Source organism: uncultured Ellagibacter sp., assembly GCF_934643285.1.
Lineage (GTDB): Bacteria > Actinomycetota > Coriobacteriia > Coriobacteriales > Eggerthellaceae > Ellagibacter.
In genome coordinates this window covers 1-17,776 of the sequence record NZ_CAKUBT010000026.1, presented here as the reverse complement: position 1 = coordinate 17,776, position 17,776 = coordinate 1, and the positions used below count along the sequence as shown (strand labels likewise).

Annotated in this window: 12 protein-coding genes; 5 read left to right on the top strand and 7 right to left on the bottom strand. The window is 59.3% G+C overall.

Going from position 1 to position 17,776, the window contains the following annotated elements:
- Nucleotides 1-151: 151 nt before the first annotated feature.
- The 3 genes from caiB (at nt 152) to Q0I65_RS08675 (ending at nt 4,530) form a co-directional block, all read left to right on the top strand.
- Entirely contained in the window at nt 152-1,366 is a 1,215-nt protein-coding gene (caiB, locus tag Q0I65_RS08685) for an L-carnitine CoA-transferase (RefSeq protein WP_277014295.1), read from the top strand.
- Nucleotides 1,367-1,541: 175 nt separating this feature from the next.
- A complete protein-coding gene (gene caiC, locus Q0I65_RS08680) occupies nt 1,542-3,098 on the top strand; it encodes a crotonobetaine/carnitine-CoA ligase (RefSeq protein ID WP_296062519.1) in 1,557 nt (518 codons plus the stop codon).
- 28 nt (nt 3,099-3,126) lie between these two features.
- Entirely contained in the window at nt 3,127-4,530 is a 1,404-nt protein-coding gene (locus Q0I65_RS08675) for an MFS transporter (RefSeq protein WP_296062516.1), read from the top strand.
- Nucleotides 4,531-4,652: 122 nt separating this feature from the next.
- On the opposite strand, the gene Q0I65_RS08670 is transcribed toward Q0I65_RS08675, so the two are convergent.
- A complete protein-coding gene (locus Q0I65_RS08670; protein WP_296062514.1) occupies nt 4,653-5,948 on the bottom strand; it encodes an amidohydrolase in 1,296 nt (431 codons plus the stop codon).
- Nucleotides 5,949-6,142: 194 nt separating this feature from the next.
- On the opposite strand from Q0I65_RS08670, the gene Q0I65_RS08665 reads away from it, so the two are divergent.
- Nucleotides 6,143-7,432 (top strand): AAA family ATPase, encoded by a 1,290-nt coding sequence (locus Q0I65_RS08665; RefSeq protein ID WP_296062511.1) that lies wholly within the window; start codon nt 6,143-6,145, stop codon nt 7,430-7,432.
- A 617-nt stretch (nt 7,433-8,049) separates the two neighbouring features.
- Here the strand turns inward: Q0I65_RS08665 and Q0I65_RS08660 are convergent.
- Nucleotides 8,050-10,416, bottom strand: a complete 2,367-nt coding sequence (locus Q0I65_RS08660; protein WP_296062510.1) for a YhgE/Pip domain-containing protein — start codon at nt 10,414-10,416, stop codon at nt 8,050-8,052.
- On the opposite strand from Q0I65_RS08660, the gene Q0I65_RS08655 reads away from it, so the two are divergent.
- Entirely contained in the window at nt 10,345-10,956 is a 612-nt protein-coding gene (locus Q0I65_RS08655) for a TetR/AcrR family transcriptional regulator (protein WP_296062507.1), read from the top strand. The genes Q0I65_RS08660 and Q0I65_RS08655 overlap by 72 nt on opposite strands.
- A gap of 919 nt (nt 10,957-11,875) precedes the next feature.
- Here Q0I65_RS08655 and Q0I65_RS08650 read toward each other — a convergent pair.
- From Q0I65_RS08650 to Q0I65_RS08630, 5 genes are all read right to left on the bottom strand, one after another.
- Nucleotides 11,876-12,547: a DUF3800 domain-containing protein gene (locus tag Q0I65_RS08650; protein ID WP_296062506.1), complete on the bottom strand. Its 672-nt coding sequence runs from the start codon at nt 12,545-12,547 to the stop codon at nt 11,876-11,878.
- A gap of 608 nt (nt 12,548-13,155) precedes the next feature.
- The gene (locus tag Q0I65_RS08645; RefSeq protein WP_296062503.1) at nt 13,156-14,856 is read right to left on the bottom strand and encodes an ABC transporter ATP-binding protein; all 1,701 of its coding nucleotides are present in this window, start codon (nt 14,854-14,856) and stop codon (nt 13,156-13,158) included.
- Between the two features lie 34 nt (nt 14,857-14,890).
- Entirely contained in the window at nt 14,891-16,759 is a 1,869-nt protein-coding gene (locus tag Q0I65_RS08640) for an ABC transporter ATP-binding protein (protein ID WP_296062500.1), read from the bottom strand.
- Between the two features lie 27 nt (nt 16,760-16,786).
- Complete coding sequence (locus Q0I65_RS08635; RefSeq protein WP_296062498.1) at nt 16,787-17,410, bottom strand: MptD family putative ECF transporter S component; 624 nt, start codon at nt 17,408-17,410, stop codon at nt 16,787-16,789.
- Between the two features lie 18 nt (nt 17,411-17,428).
- Nucleotides 17,429-17,776: ATP-binding cassette domain-containing protein (locus Q0I65_RS08630; RefSeq protein WP_296062495.1), on the bottom strand; the 348-nt coding region annotated here is incomplete at its 5' end.

Genomic DNA, 17,776 nt, shown 5'->3' with positions numbered 1-17,776 from the left:
CCGCGTCTCCGGCGGCACCGACGAGATGATGATCCTCACCGCTTCCAAGTTCGAGCTGAAGAAGTACCGCGACTAACCCACGCGGCCCTCAAAAACGGATCCAACAGACGGCGGCGCCACCCCGCGCCGCCGATTCGAAAGGAGCACCACCATGGCAATCGAAACCAACAAGCCCTCCTTCGGCGTTCTCGACGACGTGAAGGTCGTCTACGCAGCAGTCGAGCTGGCAGTGCCCAAGGCCTGCGACCTCATGGCCGACTGGGGTGCGGACGTCACCTGGCTTGAAAACACCGGCGCGGGCGACACCATCCGCGACACCGCCTACGTGAAGCAGGCCGAGCGCCGCAACCAGCGCTCCGTCTCCATGAACTACTTCTCCGACGAGGGCAAGGAAATCCTGTTCAAGATGCTGGCCGACGCCGACATCTTCATCGAGGCCTCCAAGGGCGGCACCTGGGCTCGCAAGGGCATCACCGACGAGGTGCTCTGGGAGGTCAACCCGAAGCTCGTCATCGTGCACCTCTCCGGGTTCGGCCAGACCGGCGACCCCAAGATGGTCAAGCGCGCCGCTTACGACCTGACCGTCATGGCCTACTCCGGCTACATGTGCCAGAACGGCACCCAGGACCAGCCGATGAACCCCGGCCCCTACGCTGGCGACTACTTCAACTCGCTCATGATCGTCTCCTCCACCCTGGCTGCGCTGCATAAGGCCAACCGCACGGGCAAGGGCGAGAGCATCGACATGGCCATGTACGAGACGCTGCTCGCCATCGGCCAGTACTACCTGGTCGACTACTTGAACGAGGGCATCCTCTGGCCGCGCCCCGGCGCTCGCAACCAGAACCTCTGCGGCATCGGCGAGTACAAGTGCAACGACGGCTTTTTGGGTGTGTGCCTCTACGGCGTCGACCAGAACAAGTACTTCCTCGAGACCATCGGTCTGGGTCATCTGTGGGGCACCGAAGACATCCCCGAGGACACTTCGGGCCTGTGGCTGTCCAACCCGCACGCACAGGAGATCGAGGCTGCGTTCGAGGCCTACTGCCTGGCTCACTCCAAGTACGAGATCGAGGCGGACTTCGCGGCTCACCGCATCGCTGCCCAGGTCGTCATGGAGTTCGAGGACCTCGTGAAGGAAGAGCACCTCAAGCTTCGCGACGACTTCATGGACTGGGAGACCGAGGACGGCAAGACCTTCAAGGGCCTGGGCGTATTCCCGAAGTTCCAGCAGACCCCCGGCCAGGTGTGGCGCCCGATGCCCAAGCAGGGCGGCGACACCGTCGACGTGCTCAGCAAGCTCGGCTACACGGCAGAGCAGATCGCGGCGCTCAACGAGAGCGGCGTCGTGAAGGTTGCCGAATAGCGGCTTAAACCAGCTTCAAGGCAAGCTCCCGCACCTTTCGCGGGCTGACTCCGAAAGGCAGTCGGCCCGCACGGGAGCTTTGCATTTTTCAGGGTCCCACGCGCCCCCTGAAAAATGCAGGTACTTAAGAATATGGCGCGTCGCAGGAGCATCATCAAGGGAGAGGGAGAGGGACATGGTCGACATCGTTGGCGGCGAGACGCTCGCAAGCCTGTGGGACAAACTCGCACGCGAGTGCGGCGAAAAGGACTTCTTCGTCTTCCAAGACCGCGATGGCGGCGTGGAGACGTTTACCTACCGCCAGTTCAACGAGAAGATCAACCAGACCGCGAACATGTTCTTGCGAGAAGGCGTCGCCTTCGGCGAGCGCGTCGCGGTGCAGATGCACACCTGCCCCGAATTCCTCATGTGCCTGTTCGGCCTGGCGAAGATCGGCGCCGTCACGGTTCCCATGAACGAGCAGTACCTCCAGGCCGAGTGCGAGTATGCGCTTGACGTGTGCGAGATCGAGCGAGCCGTGGTGGAGCCCTGCTATGTGGAGCTCTACGGCGACATCCACGCAGGCGGAAGGCTGCCGAAGGGCATCTCGGTCGCCCGTACGACCAATCCGATGGAAGCCCGCGGGCACCGCATCTTCTCCGAGCTTGTGGACGCGGAGAGCACCGAGCTCGCCGAGCAGCGCGCGCTCACGCCCGACGATGTGTGCGAGATCCTGTTCACGAGCGGCACGACCTCCAACCCCAAAGGCGTTCTGCTCACCCACGGGAACATGGTCTATTCGGGTTACTACGGCGACTGGGAAACCTCGATGACCGCAAGCGACCGCATGCTCACGACCATGCCCGCCTGCCATTCGAACTTCCAGCTCGCGGCCCTGACCCCGGTACTCACCGCCAGGGCAACGATGATCGTCGTCGAGAAGTACAGCGCCTCGCGGTTCTGGAGCCAGGTTCGCGAATACCGCGCGACGCTCGCGCAGTGCGTCGCGATGATGCTGCGCACCCTTATGCTGCAACCCACAGATCCCGCCGAGCGCGATCATTCCCTGCGCGACATGCTCTACTTCCTCCCCGTTTCCGCACGTGAGAAGGAAGCCTTCGAGGAGCGCTTCGGCGTGCGCATCTTAAACACGTACGGCTCGACGGAATCGATCGGATGGGTCCTCACCGACCCGCCGACAGGCGAGCGCAAGTGGCCCTCCATCGGACGGGTGGGTCTCGGCTACGAGGCCAAGATCATCGACGAGAACGGCAACGAGCTGCCCGCCAACCGCGTGGGCGAGATCTGCGTGAAGGGCGTGCCCGGCCGCTCGCTCATGCTCGGCTACGTCGGCAACGAGAAGGCTACCGCCGAGGCGCTCACAAGCGACGGCTGGCTGCACATGGGCGACAAGGGTTACTACGACGAGGAGGGCTGGTTCTTCTTCGTCGACCGCAAGAGCAACATGATCAAGCGCGCTGGCGAGAACATTTCCACGACCGAGATCGAGGGCGTCCTCGCCGAGCACCCGGCAGTCAAGGAAGCCGCTGTCATCGGCGTTCCCGACGACATCCGCGACGAGGCCGTCAAGGCGTTCATCCTGCCCGAAGACGGCGCGCGCATCGACGAGGAGGAGATCATCGAGTACTGCCGCAACAACATGGCGGCGTTCAAGGTCCCCTCGTTTATCGAGGTGGTCGATGATTTCCCGCGCACGTGCAGCATGAAGATCGAGAAGCGCCTTTTGAGATAACCACGGTAAGCAGGAAGGAGCGGCACCAATGGACGGCACGAGCAGAAAAATGCAAAAGGCGAAGTCGTCGGATGAGGTGTCGTCGAAGGCTGCGGGCACCGTCGAATTCACCCAGGACAACGCCAAGTGCACCCTCGATGAGGCCGCCATGACGCCGTTTCTGCGCGAGATCACGCTGGTCTCGAGCGGAGGCGCGTTCCTCGACGGCTACGTGCTCTCGCTTATCGGCGTCGCGCTGACTCAGATCACAACGCATATGAGCCTGACGACCCACTGGACCGCCCTCATCGGCGCGTCGGTGCTGCTCGGCATCCTCGTCGGGAGCATCGTGGGCGGCTATTTGACCGACCTTATCGGGCGCAAGAAGATGTTCGTCGCAGACATCATCGCCATCGCCTTGTTCTCAGCCCTGAGCATGACCGACACGACGCCACTTCTGCTTGTGATATACCGCTTCTTCATCGGCGTCTTCGTAGGCGCCGACTACCCCATCGCGACCTCGCTCATCACTGAGTTCACCCCCAAGCACCACCGCGCGATATCCATGGGCATGGTCTCGGCGGCGTGGTATCTGGGCGCCACCGTGGCCGCGGTCGTCGGCTTCGCATTGTGCGACGTCGACGGCGGATGGCGGCTTATGCTCGGCTCCGCCATCGTCCCCTGCGTCTTCCTGCTGATCGGCAGGTGCAAAGTTCCCGAGTCGCCCCTGTGGCTGAAAAGCAAGGGGCGCCACGAGGAGGCGCGCCGCGTGGTGTTCCGCGTGTACGGCGCCGATGTCATCCTCGAGGACGAGGAAGAGGAGCCCAAGCACAAGGCAGGCTTTGCGGAGGTGTTCTCGAAGGGCTACGCCGCGCGCATCGTGTTTTTGGGGATCCTCACGTTGTGCCAGGTCGTTCCCATGTACGCCATCTACACGTTCGGTCCGCAGATCATGACCGCCTTCGGCCTGGGCGTCGGAAAGGGCGCAATCTTGGGCGAGAGCGTCTTGAGCTTGTTCTTCCTGGTGGGATCCCTGCCTGCCATGTTCTGGCTGAATTCCATGGGAAGGCGGCCGCTTCTCATCCGGTCGCTGTTCCTCATGGCCGTGGGCCTGCTGGTGTTAGGACTGTTCCCCACCGCCCCGCTGCCGGTGATCATCTGCGCGTTCGGGCTGTACGCCTTCTTCAGCGGCGGGCCGGGAATCCTGCAGTGGCTCTACCCCAACGAGCTGTTCCCCACCGAGGTGAGGGCCACCGCCGTCGGTTTGGCCATCGGGATCTCGCGCGTCGGTACCATCGCCGCCACGTACGCCACGCCGATCTTCCTCGCGAGCTTCGGCATCGGCCCCACCATGCTCGTAGCGGCCGGGCTCGTGATTCTGGGGTTGGTGCTGTCCGTCTTCATGGCGCCTGAGACTGCAGGGAAATCCCTCGACGAGACGAGCTCGCTGTAAGGCGGGACAAATCGCGCGGCCTCTGTCCCACCGCACCCTTCCCCCAGCAGCCCGCATGCAAAAACAACAAGAGCGCCCTTCTCGCGATGAGAGGGGCGCTCCCGCTTTGTGAGCCGTTTGCCTTAAAGCTCGGAGATGATGCGCTTCGTGCGCGCGGTCACCTCGGCCTTCACCTGCTCGAGGTCGATACCCGGGCACTCACCGTCGCGATAGACGACCTCGCCATCGCACATGGTGAGCACAACATCGGAGCCATGGCCTGAGAACACGACGTTGACCTCGGGGTTCGTCATGGGACACCACGCGGCGCCCGTCGTGTCGAGCACCGTGAGGTCAGCCTTCATGCCCACCTTCACAAGCCCGCAGTCCTCGCGTCCCTGAGCAAGCGCACCTCCGCGCGTCGCGGCGGCAATGACCTGCTTGGGCGAGATAATCGCGGGGTCGAGCTCATGCCCCTTGTAGATAGTGCCCATGAGGTACATGTCCTGGAACAGGTCGTGGTTGTTGTTCGAGGCCATGCCGTCGGTGCCGAGCGCCACGTTCACGCCCGCGTCGAGAAGCTTCTGCACGGGCGCGAACCCGCTTGCGAGCTTCATGTTGGAAGCAGGGTTCAAGGCCACGGTCGCGCCGCGCTTGGCGAGGATCTCGATGTCCTTGTCGTCGACCCACACGCAGTGCGCCGCGATCACCGGCACGTCGAACACGCCGATGCTCTCGAAGTACTGCACGGGCGTGAGGCCGTCGTGGCGGCCCTTGCACTCCTCGTGCTCGCTTTTCGTCTCGGAGACGTGGATATGGATGGGAAGGCCCGCCGCCTTCGCCACTTTCCCGATATCGGTGCAGGTGATGGGGTTGGACGTATACTCGGCATGGATGTTGTAGTCCACGCGGATGCGCCCGTCCTGCGCGCCGTGGTACTGCTTGACGATGCGCTCCATCTTCTCGCACATGGGGTATTCCGCAAACGGCTTCGGCTCGAAATAGAGCACACTCTCGCAAACGTTCATCTTCATATGGGCCTCGCCCACCGCCTGCACGCGCTCGTCGGTGGCGTAGTACATGTCCGACGCGCTGACCGAGCCGTAGCGCGCCATCTCGGCGAGGGCGAGCTTGGTCGCCCAGTAGTTGTCCTCGGGGGTCATCTTGCCCTCGAAGGGCCACACGAGGTTGTTGAGCCACTCCTGCAAAGGCACGTTCTCCGCATAGCCGCGCAGAAGCGTCATCGGCAGGTGAGTGTGCGCGTTGTAGAGCGCCGGCATGAGCAGACGGCCGCGACCGTCGTAGGTCTCACCGTAGTCGGCGGCGTTCTCGGGGGCGGCGTCGCCGATGTAGTCGATCGTGCCGTCCTTGACGCCCACCCACTGATGGGCTTGGTAGTCAAGATTCTCGTCGAGGATATCGATGTCGGTGAAAAGCAAGGGGACGCTCCTCTCTGTTCGCTTTCAATGGCACCTATTATAGGACTGCATCTAGTAATGCGCGAGCCTCGATGTCTTTCTCGGGAAGTCATGAGGAGCCACTTCAAGAAATATTTTAACGCAGATAAATAATAGAGAATCAATTAATCTGCGCTAAAATATTGTCGAAAGGTATTCTATAAGAAAGGTCGCTTATGCGTCGCAAGGCAGACAGGCTCCTTAAGGAATGGCGAGACAAGGCTGATAGGAAGCCCCTGTTAGTCAAAGGCGTTCGGCAATGCGGCAAGACCTATCTGCTCAGAACATACGCGCAGACCCTTTTCGAGTCGGTCGTCTACGTCAATCTCGAGAACGATCAGTCGGCGCGGGCGGACTTTTCGGGCGGTCTCGACCCCCATTCGATTGTACGCGCGATTGAGGCGCGAACAGGGCAGCGCATCGTGCCCGGCAAAACCTTGCTGTTCATCGATGAGGTCCAGGCATGCGAAGAAGCGCTCACTTCCCTTAAGTACTTTTGCGAAGATGCCCCCGAGTATTACGTCGCGGCCGCCGGGTCGCTCCTTGGGGTTGCCATTAATCATCAGTCGTATTCGTTTCCCGTCGGAAAGACCGATTTAATCGAAATGACTCCGCTTGATTTCGAAGAGTTTCTTTGGGCGATGGGGTACGAGCGATTGGCCGACGAGATACGCTCGTCATTTGAATCAATGGACCCTCTTGCTCCGAGTCTTCACGACAAAGCGCTTGGGCTCTATCGACAGTATCTTGTTGTTGGCGGGATGCCCGAGGCTGCCCAAACCTACGCTGAGGTTCAGTCGGTCATCGATGTCGCCGAAAAGCACCGTATCATTCTTGATGGGTATTCTGCTGACACCAATAAATATGCTGATGAACGCTTGAGCTCGAAAACGCGCGCGTGTTTCGACTCCATTCCACAGCAGCTTGCCAAAGAGAATCGTAAATTCCAATACAAGGTGGTACGAGCGGGGGGCAACGCGTCCCTCTTTGGGGACGCTCTCGATTGGCTGGTGCAGTCGGGCACTGTGGTGCGCTGCAGCCTCGTCGGGCAAATCGAAAGTCCCCTGGAGGCATTCGTTAACCCCTCGTCTTTTAAAATCTATCAGGCGGATACCGGACTGCTCGTTTCCAAAGCCGGTGCTCAGCGAGCTGATATTCTCGCCGGCATCGGCGGCACATTCATGGGCGCACTTACCGAAAACTACGTTGCCCAGCAGCTTTCGGCCATTGGCTATCCGCTGCATTATTGGACTCGCGACAATCGTGCAGAAATCGACTTTGTCGCAGAGAGACAGGGATGCGTGTCCGCGATTGAGGTCAAAGCAGGCGAGAACACGCGATCTCGAAGCCTGTCCTCACTTAAAAAGAGCCATCCGGGCGTGCGCCTTATCCGGCTTTCGACTAAGCCCTTTGGAATGAACGATGGTCTCAGGTCTATTCCGCTCTATGCGGCTTTTTGTCTATAGAGCGCTATCCTGTGGTAACGCATGAAGTGTGGAGCGCATGCCCGCAAGAGGAGTTCGATTTTCGCCAGGACGGCTTCGGTCGAAGCCACGCTTTCCACGTCCGCGACCCCAGCGGGATCATCCTAGAAATCATTCAGCCGCCGAATGATTAACGCACGCTGCGGATTGCCCAGGCGGTTATGGGCAATCCGCAGCTGATGAATAGGGGGTGGCAAGGGAGACTGGATGCAACTGGAATGACGGGACGGCAAAACCAGAATACGCCAAACCACCTGCGACGAGTGTTTTGGCGATTGTTGCGCTGTTTGAGGGGGTGATTCGAATCAATCGGGTAGCGCGCAGAGATGCGGTGCAAGAGGCGGGCGTGCCTGAACTCCGCCCTATCTTGAAAGGACAGGGACACCGCCTAGAGTTCGTCGCTAGAGTAATGAAGGTGACGAATGAAAGGAAAGGCGATGTCCCACACCCAGCTCGAACGCTGACGCGTCGTGCGAGAAAACGAGTCAGGCTCTGGAGCAGGCAAACGGTCCAGCGGCGAAGACGCTGACGCAACGGCAAAAGGCTAGCAAGCCATGCACTGTCGCCTCACCATCCGAGCGAAACAACAGCGCCTCTTGCTACGAAAGTTCGCTGCAATCCATCGACGCCGAATCGCTCGTCCCTATATGATATGCGGAGTATTCGGCGGCTTCGACATCTCGACGCTTTTCGGCTATCGGCCACAACAGAAGCGAGCAGACAAGGCATACCAGGCCCATCCCTAAAAGCACCGACAGATTCGAAAGCACCGTGCCGACATTGCAGTAGGTGATCACCTCGCGCAAGGCATCCACCGCGTACATGAACGGCAACCAAGGCTGCATCGTCGCCAGAAAGCCCTGTCCAAGAACAGTCGGCAACGTGCCGCCCGAGCACGCCAGCTGCAAGATAAGGATCACAACCGCCAACGCCTTCCCTACCAAACCGAAAACCATGTTCAGACACTGCATCATCAGCATGAAGCAGAAGCTGATGGCGAACGCAGTTGCCCCATACACCAGCGGAGACGGCCCATATGCATCTGCGACGCCGATACTGTATGCCGCGGCAACGACAGCCGCTGCCTCAAGCAGGCACATACCGGTATACAGGGGCAGACGCCCCAGAACCGTTTTGAAACGGCCGCAACCCTTTGCTTTCGGCGCCAGGGGCTCGATCACGAAGAAGATAAGCAGCGCCCCAAGCCATAACGCCGTCGTCATGAAAAACGGCGAGAACCCTTGGCCGTAATAATCCAGTTCGCCATATGTCTTGGTAACCGTCTCCATGGGACTTGCGATGTATTCGCCCATTTCCTCGGCATCGGCATGCAGACCCTCCCCTATGTTCCCAGCGCCTTCGGACAGGGCCGATTGCAGTTGCGCGGAGCCGTCGGCAAGGGCCGCGCTCCCGCTTTGCGCCGAGCTCAAACCCGAGGTTAACGCGGGAAGGCTGCTCGCCAGCTCGCTGTTGCCCGAGGCTATAGTCTCAGCGCCCGACCCTAATGCCTCCATGAAACTTCGAGACCCGACAAGACCGCCTGCCAAAGCGCTCAACCCCGCATCGATGCTTCCTGCCGCATACGCCAGCGTCTCGCCGGGGACATCGCCAGACCCGATCGCTGCGACAGAGACGTCCAGCTGAGATGCCGCCTGGCCAACGCCCTGAGCGGCAAGCTCAGCAGAATCAGACGTCCCAGAAAGCCCTGCCGCAAGCTCACTTGCGCCTCCCGCCACTCGATCGAGGGCAGCATCCCCTTGCGCCATCCATTCGTCCGCAGCAAACCCACCATACGAACCGCCACTGGCAAGAGCAGCTTGAGCGGCTTGATAGCACCGCTTTGCGCTGATAGCCGCCGATGAAAGGGCATCCGCCGAATCGCTAGCGGAATTCAGCTTCACGGAAAGCGTTTCCAGACCAGCTTGGGCGCCGGACAGCTGAACCGATCCATCGGACAGGCCCGAGGACAACGACGAGAGCCCGGAGTTCAATCGAGAGGAAGCGCTTTTCAACCGGCTTGCTCCCGAGGATGCGGTATCCAGGGCATCCTCGGCGGAACCGATGCCCGAAGCCAGAGCAGCGGACCCCGAGGCCAACGAGGAAGCGCCTTCGGTTGCCGTCTGGGCACCAGCAGCAGCAAAAGCAAGGCCGTCGGCCAAATTCGATGCACCTTCTTCGACCTCCTGCATGCTCGCCGCCGCATCAGAAAGCCCATCGCGGGCGCTGAACAGCCCCTCATACGCCCCAACCGTATAGGCTTTTGCAATTTGCTGGTAGATGCTGGTTTCCAACGCGCTGGTGATACGCGAGGCGAACTGGGAGTAGATGAAGTTGTAACGCTCGTTCTTGAGAATGGTCAAATCGGCCACCGAAGGCAAGCCGCTTTGACCGGACGCAACGCGCTGGGAAAAATCAGAGGGAATCTCGAAGACGATTAGGTAACCGCTGCCCTCGATACCATCACTCATCGCGTCTTTATCAAGGGAGACGAACGTCGCATCCTCGCTTTCCTGGGCGGCTTCGACGATGTCCGCACCCAAGTTCATGGTTTTATCGCCGATGCAGGCGCCCTCATCGAGGTTGACGATGCCCACTGGCACGCGCTTCATGGCTCCCATGACATCCCAAAAACCCCAGCAATAAAACGCCGAGAAAAAGGCCGCTATGGCAACCACTCCCACCACCTTGACAAGCGTCTTGGCAGTTCTGCTCCTTCTAGCCCCATCGACGCTCCCTGCTAGTTTCATTGTCAACTCCTTTAGCTGAACGTATGTTAATATATTGACGGTTATCAATATAAAAGAGGCCGAATCATAGGCAATGTTCAATATATTGCAGCTTGTCAAATGATTAACAAGCTGCACTACCTTGTTCAGTTTTCGGGAAGGTTTCGCATGTCCAACGTAAAGAACAACCAACAAGCCCAACGCACACGATCGGCCATAGAGCAGGCTTTCTTCAAACAAGCTGCCCAACTACCGCTCCAAAAAATAACGGTCTCGCAGATTGTCGACGACAGCTGCATCTCGCGAGGCACCTTCTACCTGCATTATCGAGACGTCTACGATCTCGCCGAAAAGATCTGCGACCAAGTCCTTTCCGAGCTTGAAAAGGATATCTCGCGCTGCATGGCCGACGATTCCGACCCCCACGGCTTCCCCATCCTGCGGCTCCTCTTCGCCTACGTCGCCGATCATCGCGAGCAAGCAGGCTTTATTTTTTCAAAAAACGCTCCTGCGAGGGCGAGAGCGCGCGCAACGGAGTTGATGAACGAATCCTTTCAGAAGGTCATCGGGCATTCGTATGGGAAAATTGATTCAGCGCAACAACCGTTTTTCCAATCGTATGTGAACGCAGGCTTGCTGGGCTTGCTAGAAAGTTGGCTTGCGGAAGGGTGCCCCTCCGATCCCGGGCACATGGCAATGCTGGCGGGCATGATAACAACGCGGGGAGTCGAAGGAATGCAGATTAACCCTATTCCAGAGGCAGAACGGGTTGAATCCTAGTATCCGCCATGCTACCTCAATCCCAAATCAGCGTGGTTTATCTGCGAGATAGAGCTTGCCGCGATCAAGCACGAAACGAACGAGGCCGGCGGAACCGAAAGGATATCCTTCGCCCCAACCGCTACTTCAAGAAGAACTACCTGAAGGAGCTTCGCAAGAAGCGCTTGGTGTAGCGAGCGGCGCAGAGCGTCGCCCTGCGCCGACCCTGGCATCAAGCCCTCTCACTGGGCGGTGCTTCAATTCCTCAAACCCCCAGGTAACTCATAGGCTTGCCTGTCCTCGAAATCACGCGAGGCACCTCTTCCGTTCGCCATGGTCCACGAAAGCGCCCTGCCCCGCCCCGAAATCCATGACCCAGATTTGACCCCATGGACTCGCGGCAATTTTTGAGACTGAGTGCGAATAAGACAAACTGGAGCAAACTGGAAAAGGTTTTTAACTGCAGAGTGGGAGTAGGCTGACAGGGTTCTGACCTGCTCTTTTGAGTGCCGCACTGTGCTGCTGAGTTTCGTTTCGTACGAGGGTCACGGCAAAGCCACCAGCGACATTGGTGAGTAAAACCGATTATCGAGCCTCCGTTTCCATGTTGGGACGGAGGCTTTTTCTTTGCCCTTTTACTCCATTTCACCTGCGATTTCGCTATTTACTCCCCGCATTCCAAGACGGCAAAGCACTGGACGGTATTCGGAGGAATGGGAGTAAGGATTTATCCCAAGTGAGTAGACGCGCGGTTTTTGCCCCCGAGGACGAAACGAGGCTGGTTCCGCATGGGCATGCTGGCGGGCCATGAACTTCTTTGCGACTGTTCATGGAAGTAGACGGCGACAAGGCGCTGGTTCGCTTCGGACATGCGCGTAACCAATGGCGGCGGCACGTCTCGACGAAATCCCGCAACGAGCACGGCATTGCCGGCGTTTCGTTAGACGAGCTTCTTGCGCGTCTCCTTCAGTATGCCCTTCTTGAAATCGGACCACTTGCCGAAGAATTTCTCATCTGTGGCGGTGGCGGCGTGCTCGGCGTACTTGATCGCGGTGAGTTCCATGGTGCAGATGTAGTCCGCCGCCTGCGACAGGCGGTACTCGGAAGGCTGCGCCGATCGGTAGATGACCGCGTCCTTCGACAGCGCGTACTCGATCGCGCGATGGAGGGACTCGGCGATGGAGTGCTGGCCGTTGTCGTAGTAGACCTTGACCGCGTCGTATGCCTGCAGCTGCGCGAGGTTGTCGAACAGAAAGTTCACGATGTCCCTGCGCATCGCCGCCGCGAGCTTATCGAGCGAGGCGAACTCTTTGGTCGCGTACGCGAAGGTGCGGTACCTCACGGGCATGTGGCGGAAGAAGACGCGGAACGAGCCGAGCAGCATCTTGCGCGTCCTCAGGTCGAGCCCCGAGTACTGGTCCTTGCCGTTCATGAGCGGGGAGGCGTGGAAGGGTATGTCGGGGAGCCCCTTGGCGCGAAGGGCACCCTCATATGCCGCAATCGAATCTGCGATGCTCTCGGATTGGTCGTGCATGACGACGGTGAGCAGGTAGTGGCGGTCGGAGAGGCCGTCGCTACCCGACTCGTCGACGAAGATGCTGAGTTCTCGCATTGTTCTCCTGGATAAGAAAAAAGCCGGGGAAAACGTCCCCGGCACTTGGAAGCCTTCCTAACGGAAAACCAATTAACTTATATCAGGTACTGTCTGAAAATTCAAGGGAGCTCGAAGCGTTTCCGGACGTCAGCGGAATCTCAAAGCCCGTTCGTCAACCCATAGGCAAGCCGCTTGAGACTACTCACTTCGCCTGTCGATGGCGCAGACAGGCGACCTTGGGTTTTGCGAATGTCGCGCAAGCCGCCCGCGTTAATTCACTTACGATTGCAGCTGGCGGCTTGCAGACTAGAGGGCGGTTGAGTTTCAAAACGGGCGTTTTCGGCGCTATCGAGTCTCCAAAGGCGGCCCGCCGCACCCTTTGGGACAAAAACAAAAACTCAACGTCCTGCCATGGGTGTTGCGAGCGAAAGCAGCGATCAAGTAGCGAAGCACTTGGCCGATCGGCACTTTTGCATCATGCCGACGTCGACCGCATGATCGGCTCCCGTGATTTCAAGAGGCAAAACATATCGCTGGCAAAACTTCCTCTGCGCCTCTGGTTCGCAGATATGCCGAATGGGGGCTTCGGCACGTACCCGACCGCCCCATCTCACATCGTTTTTGCGTTAGAGGGTCCACGCGGCGCTTTCGCGCTGCAGCTCCAACATACGGCGGTACCTGCCTTCGGGCTTTTCGCGTAACTCGGCCGGACTTCCCTGCTCCACCACGCGGCCGCCTTCGAGCACGACGATCTTGTCGGCGTTGTCGACCGTGCGCATGCGATGCGCGATGACGAGGACCGTCTTGCCTTGAAGCAACTCGGAGAGAGCAGCTTGCACCTGCGTCTCGTTTTCCACGTCAAGCGAAGCCGTGGCTTCATCGAGCAACACAATCGGGGCATTTTTCAGCAAGGCGCGCGCAATCGAGATGCGCTGGCGCTCACCGCCGGAAAGCCTGCCGCCGTTTTCCCCGATCAGCGTGTCGTAGCCGTTGGGCAAACGCTCCACGAACTCGTCGCAGCGGGCCGCCTTCGCCGCGGCGAGAACCTCCTCGTCCGTAGCGTTCTTCTTCCCAAGGCGAATGTTCTCACGCACGGTATCATCGAAAAGCACCACGTCCTGGAACACCTCGGAGAATGAAGAGAGCAGCGTTTCCGGATCGACAGTGGAGACGTCGACGCCGCCCACAAAGACCGCGCCGGAGCTTACGTCCCAAAAACGCGAAGCGAGCTTGACAGCCGTGCTCTTGCCCGAGCCAGACGCGCCCACAAGCGCCGTCACCTGCCCTTCTCGCGCCTTGAACGATACGCCGTCCAAGACATCCTCACCGTCAGCGTATGCAAAACCCACGTCGTCGAAGGCCACGTCATAACCTTGAGGCTCGAACGAGGTGTGACCCGTCTGGATCGGCTCGTTCTCGATGGCGCGCATACGCCCCAGGCTCAAGCTCATGTCCATCAGCTCGGCGATGGCCTGCAAGATAACGTTGATGGGATCGTAAACCCTCGTCACCGCCAACAGATACACGAAGAACACGAGGAAGTCGACTCGTCCCGCCACGAGCAGCATCGTCCCCACCACGATGACGGATGCGATTCCCAGGCGCAAGAAGCCTTGAGCGGAGCATACCGCCACGCCCATAGCCAGTTCGGCACCAATCTTCTCTCGCTCGAAACGATCGATGCAATGGTCAAGTTCGCCCTGGAACGCGCTCACCTTGTTGAGCGAGCGTATCTCACGGTGGCATTCAAGGTATTCCTGCAGCCCATCGACGAACGAAAGGGACGCCGCGTTCTTCTTCGCGGTATGCGACTTCTGGACGCGCGCGGTCAGAAGCAACGCCGCGAGCGCTACGGGGATGGGCCAGAGCGCAGATGCCGCCAGCCTCCAGTCGAACGCGAACATCATGACAGCGAACACCAGCGTCGAAGCGCCCATGCCGAAAAGCTGCGGCATGGTGTGCGAGAACAGGCGCTCCTGGTCGGAGCAGTCCTTCATGATAACGCTCGTCAGGTCGGCCAAATCGCGCTTTCCGAAGAACGAGAGCGGGAGCAAGCGCAAACGCTCCGCGATGGCGATGCGCTTGCGGGCGCTTTCTTGGTACACCACCGTATACGTCGCACGATATTCCCACATCTGCGTAATGAACATCACGGCAAGCGCCGCCACGATTCCCACTGTGTAGAGCGCCATGCCAGGCAGGCCGACAGCAGGTTCGCCAAGGTACCTGATGAAATCGCTCGCGACGAAGTACAGCACCACGATGGGCAGCATCAGCATCAGGTTCGCCAATGCGCAGAACCCGGCGCCGCGCATAAAGTCCTTCATGCCTTGGTCGGTCAGGGCGAAAATGTCTTGAAGCCTACGCCGCACGGTTGTCACCCCCTTCGATCCTCCACATCGCGCTGGTTCGGTAGTCTTGCCACATGCGCGCATACAGCCCGCCCTGCGCGACAAGTTCTTCGTGGGTGCCCTGTTCCACAAGAGAACCCCGATCGATGACGAAAATGCGATCCGCATTCGCGACTGTGGACAGACGGTGCGCAATCATAAGCACCGTCTTGTCTTTGCAAAGCGTCGCAAGAGCAGCCTGGATCAACGCCTCGTTTTCGGGGTCGGCAAACGCCGTCGCCTCGTCGAGAACCACGATCGGGGCGCCTTTCAGAATGGCACGCGCAAGCGCGATGCGCTGACGCTCTCCCCCGGAAAGGTACACGCCCTCTTTTCCCACCACGGTGCTCACACCATCGGGGAACTTGGCGATGATGTCGTCGCACTGGGCCGCATGGAGCGCCGCGAGCACCTCGGCATCACTCGCATCGGGGCGACCCGCACGCACGTTGTCGGCCAAGCTCCGCTTGAACAGCTGATCGTTTTGAAACACGAAGGAAACGGCACCCATCAGCTCCTCGGCGGGAATACGTCGCACATCTGCCCCGCCCACAAGAACGGCACCCTCATCTGCATCCCAGAAGCGCGGGACGAGCGACGCGAGCGTCGACTTGCCCCCGCCCGACGGCCCGACGAGAGCCACCGTCGCCCTGGCGGGAACGGAAATCGATACGTTACGAAGCGCCGGTTCCCTGGAACCTGGGTACGAGAAGCTTACGCCCGCAAGCTCGATGCTCGCCTCCTTCGGATGAAGCGCTTCCGCAGGCTCCACCTCGTCGATGGGAGCGACCTCCATGATCGTGTTCATCCGCCGCAGTGCGTCTTCGGCGATCATGACGGCCTCCGACGAATACATGACCTTCGACATCATCGTTGTTGTCATCGCCGAGAAGAACGCATAGAACAGGAAGTCAATCAGGAAAGCCGGGAAATCAGGTGCGACGGCCGCAAGCGCAATGCCTGCAGGCACGAGCACCGCGAAAGTCGAGTTGATCGCGACCAGCTGCACGACTTGGGGTCGTCGGCAATACTCGGTATAGTTCGTCGCCATGTCGCGATAGTCGATGACTGCCTCGTGGAATGCTTTGAACGAAAACACCGTCTGCTGGAATACCTTTACCACGGGTATACCACGAACGTATTCGGTTGCCGCAGCACTCATGCGCATGAGGGCCGCCTGGTAAAGCTCCATGAAATGGCGGCCACCCTTCGCATCCTCGCGGCCCATCATCCACCACATCGCGGCGAAGGAAACGGCAATGGGGATGAGGCACAGAAGTCCCATCCTCCAGTCGAACAGGAACGCCACGACGAAGAAGATCACCGGGGTGGCGAAAGAGCCAACAAAATCGGGCAGCTTGTGGGCGATAAGGTCTTCTGTCTGGCCCGCACACCCGTCGATCACGCGGCGCATCTCCCCCGACGAGTGCACGCTGAAATATCCCATTGGGATCTGCGCCACGTGACGCACCATCGCCTTGCGCATATTTGCCGCAATGCGAAAGGCCGCCAGATGCGAGGCCATGAGCGCACCGAAATACACGATGATGCCCAGCACGGCGAACGACACAGCAAGCACAGACCACATTGCAGCCGATGATGCTTCGTCCCAGTTCGGGTACACCAAAACCAAGTCACGAACCACGAACCACACGCATACGAGGGGCATCACGGCGAGCGCGGCGTTCAGCACCGAAAGACCGCATCCCGCATACGCCAAGGCCCGCCGCCTGCCGGCGAATCCCAAAAGCTCGAGAATCGCGTTCTTCTTCTTGGCAGGACCTTCTTTCCCCACGTCCTTTCCCACTCCCGCTGTTAGAGTACCGTCTTCCCGGTTCATTGCCTTATTTACCTCCCGGCCGTTAATCTACATGCCAAGCTTGGCAAAGTGCTTCGAGAACACCTTGGTACCGATGAAGCCGCCGACGAGGCCGCCAGCGATGGTGGCAGCGCCGGTAACGACACCCATTGGGCTTAGAATCGAGTTAACGAGCGTTTGGCCGTACTCGAGGGTCATGCCGGCTTGAACGCACATCTCGGCATAGGCCTCGCCCATCATAAGGATGAGAGAGATCTGCCCAAGCCAGAAGCAGAACGTGAACGCGGCAAAGGCACAGATAAGCTTGGTCTTCGTGCGCTTTTGTGGGTCGCCAGCGATAAGGTCTGCCACGATGCCGCCCACAACAATGCCGACAGGACCGCTCCAGAACATACCCATCAGAAGGCCGACCGCACCAACGATAATGCCCATGATGGCAATCGCGCCGCGCTTCGGGACGCGATAGGCCAGGTACATGAACACGGTACCAGCGAACAACGCGCCTACCGTGTGAGTAAACCAGCACAGGTTGGCATTCGCGCTAAAGATAATTGAGAACACCATGAACACTAGGAACAAAAGGATGCCGAACACGGCGATAAAGACGAAGTCTTTCGGGCTCAAGCCATTACGTTCCTTGGCGGCAGAACCGATTGTTGCTTTACTTGTCATTGTGAAACCTTTCTCTTGTTACTGTATTTCTGCAAACCCGAAATTGAGCTTCAACTTCGGAAGTGTTGCCTTGTTTAAGGGGAAGCGCTCGGCGATGCGCCCGTCTTCGACCAGGGCTATCTCATCGCATGCCGAGCAGAGGAATTCATAGTCGTGCGAGACAACGCAGACAGCGATTCCCGCATCGCGCATACGCGCGATTTGGGCATCTATTCGACGCATGTTGCGATAATCCAAGCCACTCGTAGGCTCGTCGAGAATCATCGCGCGGGCACTCGAAAGCAAGCCAGCAGCGATGGAAAGCCGTTGGCGCTCCCCGCCTGAAAGGGAGAGCGGGTGCCTGTCGGCAAGACCTTCGAGAGCAAG